Source organism: Blastococcus atacamensis, from assembly GCF_002938425.1.
Taxonomy (GTDB): Bacteria; Actinomycetota; Actinomycetes; order Mycobacteriales; family Geodermatophilaceae; genus Blastococcus; species Blastococcus atacamensis.
This window is the reverse complement of the sequence record NZ_POQU01000148.1, coordinates 1-3,103: the sequence shown is the minus strand read 5'-3', so window position 1 is coordinate 3,103 and position 3,103 is coordinate 1. Positions and strand designations below refer to the sequence as shown.

General features: G+C 75.5%; 3 protein-coding genes. All 3 read right to left on the bottom strand.

Annotated elements, in window-relative coordinates:
* Positions 1-108: 108 nt before the first annotated feature.
* Positions 109-1,098 (bottom strand): aldo/keto reductase, encoded by a 990-nt coding sequence (locus C5508_RS19070; RefSeq protein WP_104526480.1) that lies wholly within the window; start codon positions 1,096-1,098, stop codon positions 109-111.
* A gap of 42 nt (positions 1,099-1,140) precedes the next feature.
* Positions 1,141-1,998: an ABC transporter ATP-binding protein gene (locus C5508_RS19065; protein WP_232797304.1), complete on the bottom strand. Its 858-nt coding sequence runs from the start codon at positions 1,996-1,998 to the stop codon at positions 1,141-1,143.
* On the bottom strand, positions 1,995-3,103 hold a 1,109-nt coding region (locus tag C5508_RS19060; protein ID WP_332872208.1), incomplete at its 5' end, for a FecCD family ABC transporter permease. The genes C5508_RS19065 and C5508_RS19060, both read right to left, overlap by 4 nt.

The window sequence follows — 3,103 nt, the reverse complement described above, 5'->3', positions numbered from 1 at the left end:
GCTGGGGCACCCGACCATTCTCCCGCGCCGCCCCGTGCGGCCCGGCCGCAGGGGGCGGCGGCGGCCGCTCTTCAGGGACCCGCGCCGAGCCTGCGGGGTGGTGCTTCCTCAGCGGTGGACGGTGGACATGTCCGGGTACCGGTCACCCACGGCCGCTCCGGCGGGGGCGGCCTCGTCGAGGCGCCGGAGGTCGTCGTCGGAGAGCGCGAGGTCGGCTGCCGCGGCGTTCTCCTCCAGGTAGGACACCCGCTTGGTCCCGGGGATCGGCACGACGGCAACGCCGTGCCGTCCGCTCTGCGCCATCACCCAGGCGAGCGCCAACTGCCCGGCCGTCACGCCCTTCTCCTCGGCGATCTCGCGCACCCGCTCGACCAGCCGAAGGTTCTGCTCGAAGGCCTCTCCCTGGAACCGCGGGTTGTGCCGCCGGAAGTCGTCGGGGGCGAGGTCGTCGACGCTGCGGATCTGCCCGGAGAGGAAGCCCCGGCCCAGCGGCGAGTAGGCGACGAAGCCGATGCCGAGCTCGGCGCACGTGGCGAGCACGCCGTCCTCCTCCGGATCGCGGGTCCACAGCGAGTACTCGGTCTGGACGGCGGTGATCGGCTGCACCGCGTGGGCGCGACGGATGGTCTCCGGCGCGGCCTCGGAGATGCCCGCGTGCCGGATCTTGCCGGCCTGGACCAGCTCCGCCATGGCGCCCCAGGTCTCCTCGATCGGCACGGACGTGTCCACGCGGTGCTGGTAGTAGAGGTCGATGACGTCCACGCCGAGGCGCTGCAGGGAGGCGTCGCAGGCGCTGTGCACGTACTCGGGCCGGCCGTTGATGCCCACGAAGGAGCCGTCCTCGCGCCGCTCGTTGCCGAACTTCGTCGCGACGACGGCATCCTCGCGGCGGCCGGCGATCGCCCGGCCCACCAGCCGCTCGTTGGTGAAGGGGCCGTACATGTCGGCGGTGTCGAGGAAGGTGACCCCGAGGTCGAGCGCCCGGTGGATCGTGCGGACCGCCTCGTCCTCGTCGCGGTTGCCGTAGAAGTCGCTCATCCCCATGCAGCCCAGGCCTTGGGCGGAGACGGTCAGGTCGCGGAGCGTCTGGTTGTGCATGCCCCGCTCCTGCCCGCGGTGGGCGGATGTCAACCCGCCGGATCAGCCCTCGGCGACGCGGCGGATCGGGATGACGACCGGGGTGCCGGCCACCTGGTCGGTGAGCACGGTCGCCTCCACCCCGTACAGGTCGCGGACCAGCTGCGGGGTCACCACCTCCGCCGGGCGGCCCTCGGCCACGACGACGCCGTTCCGCATGGCGACCAGGTGGTCGGCGTGCCGGCAGGCGGTGGAGAGGTCGTGCAGCACGAGGACGACGGTCCGTCCGGCCGCGGCCAGGTCGTGGACGAGGTCGAGCACCTCGAGCTGGTGCCCGAGGTCGAGGGCGGAGGTCGGTTCGTCGAGGAGCACGACGGCGGTCTCCTGGGCCACGACCATCGCGATCCACGCCCGCTGCCGCTGACCGCCCGACAGGGTGTCCAGGGGCCGATCGGCGAGCTCGAGCAGGTCGGCGGCGGTCAGCGCGCGGTGGACGGCGGCGGCGTCCTCGGGGGTCCACTGGCGCAGCAGGCCCTGGTGCGGGTGGCGGCCGTAGCGGACGAGGTCGCGCACGGTGAGCCCGTCGGGCGCTTCCGCCTGCTGGGGGAGCAGACCGATGCGGCGGGCGACGTCCCGGGGGCGCAGCCCGGCGAGCGCGCGGCCGTCGAGCAGCACCGCACCGGCCTGGGGTGCGTGCACGCGGGCCAGGGCGCCCAGCAGGGTGGACTTGCCGCAGCCGTTCGGCCCGACGATGGCGGTGACCTGCCCGGGGGGCAGGGTGAGGTCCAGCGACCGGACGACGGTGGTGCCGTCGTAGCCGACGTCGAGGCGCTCGGTGGACAACTGGGCGGTCTCGGCCACGGTGTTCTCCCGGATCAGGACGGGGCCGGTCCGGGGCGGGGGTGCTTCCACGGTGCTCACGGCATCCTCCTCGTCCGGGTGGTCAGCAGCAGCCAGAGCAGGTACGGGCCGCCGATGACGGCGGTGACGATGCCTGCGGGCAGTTCGATGGGCGCGGCGACCGTGCGCCCGAGCAGGTCGGCGAGCAGGACCACGAGGGCGCCGGCAAGGGCCGCGCCGAGGACGGGCACGACCCGCGGGCCGGACGCCTTGCGGGCGATCTCCGGGGCCAGGAGCGCGACCAGCCCCAGCGGTCCGGCGGTGGCGACGGCGAGTCCGGCGGTGACCACGGCGACGGCGATGACCGCGAGGCGGATCCGGGACACCCGCTGGCCGAGCGCGATGACCACCGGGTCGGCCAGTCGCAGCAGTCGCAGCTGACGGGCCAGCAGCACCGCCAGCGGGAGGGTGACGGCCACGCAGATCGCCAGGGCGGCCACGGCGCCCGGAGCACGGGCGTTGAGGCTGCCGACGGTCCAGGGGAAGGCGCGGTTGGCCTCGTCGATCGGGGCCCGCGCGAGCATGAGCTGGGTGATCGCGCCCAGCGTCGCGCCGACCCCGAGGCCGACGACGAGGAACCGGTAGCCGCGCTGCCCCGCTCCCCCGGCCAGCCCGAGGGCCAGGGCCGCCGCGGTGGCCGATCCGACGAGCGCGAAAGCCGAGGGGGCGATCGTCGCCGGCACGGCGACCACGCTGGCCACCGCGAACGCGGTGGCGCCGTCGTTGAGGCCGACGGTGTCGGGGGTGGCGAGCCGGTTGCGGGCCAGGGTCTGCAGCAGCACACCGGCGATGCCGAGGGCGGCGCCGACGGCGAGGCCGGCCACGACCCGGGGCAGCCGGAGCCGCTGGACGAGCAGGACGTCGCGGGACTCCCCCACTCCGAACATCGCCGGGAGCGTGCGGCCGAGGGGGATCGAGGCGGTGCCGATGGCCAGGCTCACCGCGACGGTCAGGACGACGAGGGCGGCGAGGACCGACCCGGCCACCAGCGCCCGGCGGTCCAGCAGCAGCGACCGTCCGCCCACGGCCAGGCGCCGGGTGCCCGGCGGGGCGGGGGCGGTGCCCGGGGCCGGCGCCGTCGCGGCGCGCTCCGGTGCGGCCGTGGTCACGGTGCTCGGCCCTCCGC

Excerpts from the sequence above, each read along its gene's own strand:
- C5508_RS19070 (WP_104526480.1), bottom strand. The coding sequence starts at position 1,098 with ATGCACAACCAGACGCTCCGCGACCTGACCGTCTCCGCCCAAGGCCTG.